This window comes from Longimicrobium sp. (assembly GCF_036554565.1).
In the GTDB taxonomy this organism is placed as follows: Bacteria; Gemmatimonadota; Gemmatimonadetes; order Longimicrobiales; family Longimicrobiaceae; genus Longimicrobium.
This window is the reverse complement of the sequence record NZ_DATBNB010000236.1, coordinates 1-5415: the sequence shown is the minus strand read 5'-3', so window position 1 is coordinate 5415 and position 5415 is coordinate 1. Positions and strand designations below refer to the sequence as shown.

6 protein-coding genes are annotated in these 5415 nt (G+C 69.7%); 4 read left to right on the top strand and 2 right to left on the bottom strand.

All coding sequences use genetic code 11. The features are described 5' to 3' along the window. Positions 1–271 precede the first annotated feature (271 nt). Positions 272–1726, bottom strand: coding sequence for a UDP-N-acetylmuramate:L-alanyl-gamma-D-glutamyl-meso-diaminopimelate ligase (gene mpl, locus VIB55_RS06450; RefSeq protein WP_331875847.1), 1455 nt, complete (start codon positions 1724–1726; stop codon positions 272–274). 147 nt (positions 1727–1873) lie between these two features. Between mpl and arfB the strand changes: the two genes are divergently transcribed. From arfB to VIB55_RS06435, 3 genes are all read left to right on the top strand, one after another. Then, the gene (gene arfB, locus VIB55_RS06445) at positions 1874–2311 is read left to right on the top strand and encodes an alternative ribosome rescue aminoacyl-tRNA hydrolase ArfB (protein ID WP_331875846.1); all 438 of its coding nucleotides are present in this window, start codon (positions 1874–1876) and stop codon (positions 2309–2311) included. Between the two features lie 140 nt (positions 2312–2451). Beyond that, a complete protein-coding gene (locus VIB55_RS06440; RefSeq protein ID WP_331875845.1) occupies positions 2452–2694 on the top strand; it encodes a GlsB/YeaQ/YmgE family stress response membrane protein in 243 nt (80 codons plus the stop codon). Between the two features lie 32 nt (positions 2695–2726). Further along, positions 2727–3527 (top strand): ferritin-like domain-containing protein, encoded by an 801-nt coding sequence (locus VIB55_RS06435; protein WP_331875844.1) that lies wholly within the window; start codon positions 2727–2729, stop codon positions 3525–3527. 83 nt (positions 3528–3610) lie between these two features. On the opposite strand, the gene VIB55_RS06430 is transcribed toward VIB55_RS06435, so the two are convergent. After that, positions 3611–3829 carry an MbtH family protein gene (locus VIB55_RS06430; RefSeq protein WP_331875843.1) on the bottom strand — a complete coding sequence of 73 codons (219 nt, stop codon included), beginning with the start codon at positions 3827–3829 and terminating at the stop codon, positions 3611–3613. A gap of 177 nt (positions 3830–4006) precedes the next feature. Here VIB55_RS06430 and VIB55_RS06425 point away from each other — a divergent pair, with 177 nt between their 5' ends. Beyond that, complete coding sequence (locus VIB55_RS06425) at positions 4007–5281, top strand: glycosyltransferase family 1 protein (RefSeq protein WP_331875842.1); 1275 nt, start codon at positions 4007–4009, stop codon at positions 5279–5281. Positions 5282–5415 lie beyond the last annotated feature (134 nt).

Genomic DNA, 5415 nt, shown 5'->3' with positions numbered 1-5415 from the left:
CCCGCCTCACCTGCCCGCACAACGAGGTACGCAGCGACTGAGGGATCCGCCACACACTCGCCGGATCATCCTCGGGGCCCGCCCAACGCAGAGCCCTGTCTCGTCTGATGACGAGGGCTTGGCTTCGGCGCAGCCGCGGCTCTCTGGCGTCACGCGCGGTGTGTGGCGGATCCCTCGGTCGCTGCTGTCGGCGGGGCGGCCGCGGGTTCGGCTTGGCCGCTCCGTCGGGATGACAGCGGCGGGCTCCGTGCGTCTTTCTCGAGGCGACGCTCTACGAGCCCAGCGCGTCCAGCAGCTTGCCGTGGATGCCGCCGAAGCCGCCGTTCGACATCACCAGCACCACTTCCCCGCCCTTGAACTCGGGCGCCAGGCGAGCCACGATGTCGTCCGGCTCCGGGATGAAGTCGGCCGTCTTGCCCTCCGCGCGCCAGGCGTCGACCAGCTCGTGCGGGTTCATCGCCGTTTCCGCCGTGTAGCGCTCGGGGTGGAAGAGCCCCGCCAGCACCACCCGGTCGGCCCCGGCGAACGACAGGCGGTACGCCTCCTGGAATTCGCGGCGCTGCGCCGTGTAGCTGCGCGGCTCGAACACGGCCACGATCGGCCGACCCGGGTAGCGCTGCCGCACCGCGTCGATCGTTTCTCGCACGGCCGTGGGGTGGTGCGCGAAATCGTCGATCACGGTTACCCCGCGCACCTCGCCGCGCACCTCCATGCGCCGCTTGACGCTGGCGAAGGTGCGCAGCCCCTCCAGCACGCCCTCGCGATTCGCGCCGACGGACTCGGCCGCGGCGATCACCGCCAGGCAGTTGCGGACGTTAAAGGCGCCGGTGAGCGGCGTGCGGACTTCCCCCCACTCCCGCCCGTCGTGCAGCACCGTGAAGCGCGTGCCCTCCTCGCCGAACGACACGTCGCGCGCCGTCCACCGCGGGTGCCCGTCCGCCCCGCCGGAGTCGTCGCCGTAGCCGAACGACTCGACGGGCGCGTGCGACGCCGGGGCCAGCTCGCGCACCAGCGGCGAGTCCCATCCCGCCACCAGCGCGCCGTTGCGGGGCACCAGGTTGATGAACCGCGAAAAGGCGAAGTTGTAGGCGATTTCGTCGCGGTAGATGTCGGCGTGGTCGAACTCGATGTTGTTGACGATGGCCGTGACGGGCAGGTAGTGCCACATCTTGGGGCCCTTGTCGAAGTACGCCGTATCGTACTCGTCGCTTTCGATGGCGAAGAACTCGGAGTCCGTCAGCCGGAACGAGGTGCCGAAGTTCTCGGCGATGCCGCCGATGAGGAACGACGGGTTGAGGCCGGCCGACTCCAGGATCCACGCCAGCAGCGACGTGGTCGTGGTCTTTCCGTGCGTTCCCGCCACGGCCAGCACGTGCTTGCCGCGCAGGAACTCGTCCTTGATGACCACCGCCGCGGCCGTGTAGTGAAGCCGCCGCTCCAGCACCGCCTCCAGCTCGGGGTTGCCGCGCGAGATGGCGTTGCCCACGACCACGATGTCGGGGTTCACGTCCAGGTTGGCGGGCGAGTATCCCTCGGCGTAGTCGATGCCCAGGCCGCGGAGCTGGGTGGCCATGGGCTCGTACACGTTCTCGTCGGAGCCGGTCACGCGGTGCCCGGCGGAACGCAGCAGTCCGGCCAGCGACGCCATGGCCGTCCCGCCGATGCCGATCAGGTGGTAGTGGCGCGGCGTGCGGGCGCTCGTCTGGGACGCGGTGGGCTGCGGCATTCCGGCGTTCTCCTCTCGGGTTCGGGTCAGGGCGGCAGGGGCTTTGCCAGAGGCGTGCCCGCCGTCACGAACGGAGTAGATTGTGGCCGCGCCGCACGCCCGGCAACGCCGCCGGCCGCCAGAACCAAATCCGGGAAGCACCAGGGGATGAACGAAGAAACCGTCCTGCAGATCAACGACTCGCTGTGGATTCCGCGCGCGGAGCTGGGCTACAAGGCCACGCGGTCGGGCGGGCCCGGCGGCCAGCACGTGAACACCTCGTCAAGCCGCGTGGAGCTTACCTGGGACGTCGGCGCGTCGCCCAGCCTGACGGAGGAGCAGCGGGCGCGCATCCTCGAAAAGCTGGCGAACCGCATCAGCGGGGAGGGCGTGCTGCTGCTGGCCGCCAGCGACGAGCGAAGCCAGCACCAGAACAAGGAGCTGGTCACCGGGCGGTTCGTGGAGCTCGTCCGCCAGGCGCTGGTGGTCCCCAAGCCGCGCCGGAAGACGCGCATTCCCCGCGCGGCCAGGGAGGCGCGGCTGCAGGACAAGAAGCAGCGCTCCCAGACCAAGCGCAACCGCGGCTCCATCCGCCACGACGAATAGGATTACGGCCAAGGAAGCACAAGGCCGGGAACAATTTGGCGGCGACTGCCCGATTGGGCACGGAGTCTGCGTTGAGCGGCGCCCGACGGCGGGTCCAGGGGGAGCCGCCGGGGTACACGAAATCAGAGGGGGAGGGGCTCATGTCATTCTTGTGGATGATCCTGATCGGCCTGATCGCCGGCGCCATCGCCAAGCTCATCATGCCGGGGAAAGACCCGGGCGGCATCATCGTCACCATCCTGCTGGGCATCGCCGGCTCGCTGGTGGGCGGCATGCTGTTCGGCGGGCGTGACAACCAGGTGGGCCTGATCGGGTCCGTAGTGGGTGCCCTGATCCTGCTGTTCCTGTACCGGCTGGTGGTGGGCCGCCGCCGTCACGTTTGACCTGATTTCCAATCACCCCGGAGGCGCACGCCATGCCCGCGACGGAATTGAAGGAGCTGCTGAAGCACGAACTGGGCGACATGCTCTACGCCGAGCAGAAGATCCTTCGGATGCTCGGCGCCATGAACAGGGAAAGCAGCAACCCCAAGATGAAGGAGCGGCTGGACGAGCACCTGACGGAGACGTACGAGCAGATCGAGCGGCTCAAGCGCGCCTTCGAGGTGATCGGCGAAGAGGCCGTAGCGGAAAAGTGCCACGCCGCCATCGGCCTCAAGGAGGAGCACGACTCCTTCGTTCGCGAAGAAGAGCCGTCCGCGCCCATGCTGGAAGCGTTCGACCTGGGCAACGGCCTGCGCGTGGAGCACTACGAGATCGCCGGCTATCGCTCGGCCATCGCCCTGGCCCAGGCCCTGGGTGAGAACGAGTGCGTGGCGCTGCTCACGGAAAGCCTGCGCGAGGAAGAGGCCATGGCTTCCTTCATCGAGCGCAGCGCGGTCCGGTCGTTGAAGCTGATCTCGGCCACGATGGAAGAGGGCGAGGAAGGCGAAGAGGAAGAGGCGCCGAAGCGCGGCCGTTCGTCCGGGGCCAAGGCCGCCGGCAAGACGGCGGCGAAGGGCAGCGCCAGGGGAAACGGCAAGGCGGCCGAAACCGGGGCGAAGTCGGCCTCCGGCAAGGGCGGCGCGGCCAAGTCGGCCTCCGGCGGAGCGAAGACGGCCAGCAAGACGGCCAGCAAGACGGCCTCGAAGTCGGCCAGCAAGTCGGCGTCCGGCGGAGCGAAGTCCGGCTCCGCGCGGAAGACGGCGGCAAAGAGCGGCGGGCGCGCCAAGGGCTGACCGGGCCCTGTGCCGCGACGAGCGAGGCCCCTTCCCCGTGGTTCCGGGGGAAGGGGCCTCGCTCGTTCGGGTCCCGTGAAGGCTCAGCCGAGGCCGGCTTCGGCCATCTTGTCGCGGAGGCTCTTGGGGCGCATGTCGGTCCACACCTCTTCGATCCAGGCCAGCACCTGGGGCTTGAGCCCCGGCGTGCCCACGGCGGTCCATCCCGCCGGCAGCTCGCGGTCCGCCGGCCAGATGGAGTACTGCTCCTCGTGGTTCATCACGGCGGTGTAGATGGTCGTATCTTCGCGCTCGTCGGACATCGAATCCTCTCTGCCAAATCGGGAACGTCCGGCGGCGCGGACGCGGCCGGGGTTGCGCCCGCCGGAAGTGCACCCCGCCGCAAGAGCGGGGGCGGGTGCGCGGAATGGCGGGCAGGGTTGGGATCCGGTGAATGTAGGGCGCGCGGGGATGATGTCAAGCGACGGCGGATTCCGGGTGTGCCCTTCCCCGCGTCCACCGTCAACCTGTCTGCGGCGGCGCCGGCGCCCTACATTGGCGAGGCGTACCCGCCACAACCCGTTCAGCCAGCCGTGCAGCCGACCGAATCCAGCGTGCCGGGCCGCCGCCCGATGAGGGTGGTGTACTTCACCGAAAGCCTGCTCCCCCACGTAGACGGCGTGTCGCGGACGCTGGCGCAGCTGTTCGGGTTCCTGGAGCGCCAGGGCGTGGAGTTCCGCGTCTACTCGCCCTTCGTGCCCGGGCCCGAGGTGTCGTGGAGCGGGCGGGTGAGGCCGGTGAAGTTCGTCCGCTTTCCCCTGTACCCCGACTACCGCGTGTCGCTGCCGCTGGGCCGGGGGATCGCGCGCGAGCTCAAGGCGTGGGCCCCGGACCTGGTTCACCTGGTGAGCCCCACGCCCATGGCGCGGCGGGCCCAGACGTGGGCCGAAAGGAACGGCGTGCCCACGGTCAGCAGCTTTCACACGCACTTCGTCTCGTACTTCCGCTACTACGGCGTTCCCGCGCTGGAGCCGTTCGGGTGGCGGATGCTGCGGCGCTTCTACGGTCGCGACCGAAAGGTGTACGCACCGTCGCACAGCATCATCGCCGAGCTGGCGGAACAGGGGATCGGGAACACGGAGCTGTGGTCGCGCGGCATCGACCTGGCCCGTTTCTCCCCCGGCCACCGCGACCCGGAGCTGCGCCGGCAGGCGGGCGCGGAGGGCGAGATGCCCATCGTGCTGATGGTCAGCCGGCTGGTGAAGGAAAAGGACATGGCCGACCTGGTGCGGATGGACCGCATCCTGCGGCAGCGTGGAAACAACTACCGGCTGGTGCTCGTAGGGGATGGGCCCATGCGCGGCGAGCTGGAGCGCGACCTGCCCGACGCCTTCTTCGCGGGGCACCAGTCGGGCGAGGGGCTGGCCCGGTGGTACGCCTCGGGCGATGCGTTCGTCTTTCCATCCACCACCGAAACGTTCGGCAACGTGGTGGTGGAGGCGCAGGCCTCGGGGCTGCCCACCGTGGTGGTGAACCGCGGCGGCCCGCCAGACCTGGTGCAGCCCGGCCGCACGGGGTTCATCGCCCGCCCCAACGACCCGGAAGACCTGGCGATGGCGGTAGAGAAGCTGCTGCGCGACCCGGAAGGCCGCGCGCGGATGGGCGCACAGGCCCGCGCCGCCGCCGCCGAGCGCGACTGGGCCGCCATCAACGGCCGCCTGCTGGAAAGCTACGCCCGAGTGATCGACACTCACCGTTCGCCCCGTCGCCCATGACGCCCACGGCAGCGCCCGCAAACGAACCCGGCAAGCTCTCGAAGCACCTGGACCGGGTGCTGCGGATGGCCATGTTCCTGGTGCCCTTCGGCGTGCTGGGGAACCTGGCGCTGTCGTGGTTCGCCACCGACCAC

What these genes read in the sequence shown, in the direction of transcription:
- mpl (WP_331875847.1), bottom strand. Translation starts at nt 1,726, where the DNA reads ATGCCGCAGCCCACCGCGTCCCAGACGAGCGCCCGCACGCCGCGCCAC.
- arfB (WP_331875846.1), top strand. Translation starts at nt 1,874, where the DNA reads ATGAACGAAGAAACCGTCCTGCAGATCAACGACTCGCTGTGGATTCCG.
- VIB55_RS06440 (WP_331875845.1), top strand. Translation starts at nt 2,452, where the DNA reads ATGTCATTCTTGTGGATGATCCTGATCGGCCTGATCGCCGGCGCCATC.
- VIB55_RS06435 (WP_331875844.1), top strand. Translation starts at nt 2,727, where the DNA reads ATGCCCGCGACGGAATTGAAGGAGCTGCTGAAGCACGAACTGGGCGAC.
- VIB55_RS06430 (WP_331875843.1), bottom strand. Translation starts at nt 3,829, where the DNA reads ATGTCCGACGAGCGCGAAGATACGACCATCTACACCGCCGTGATGAAC.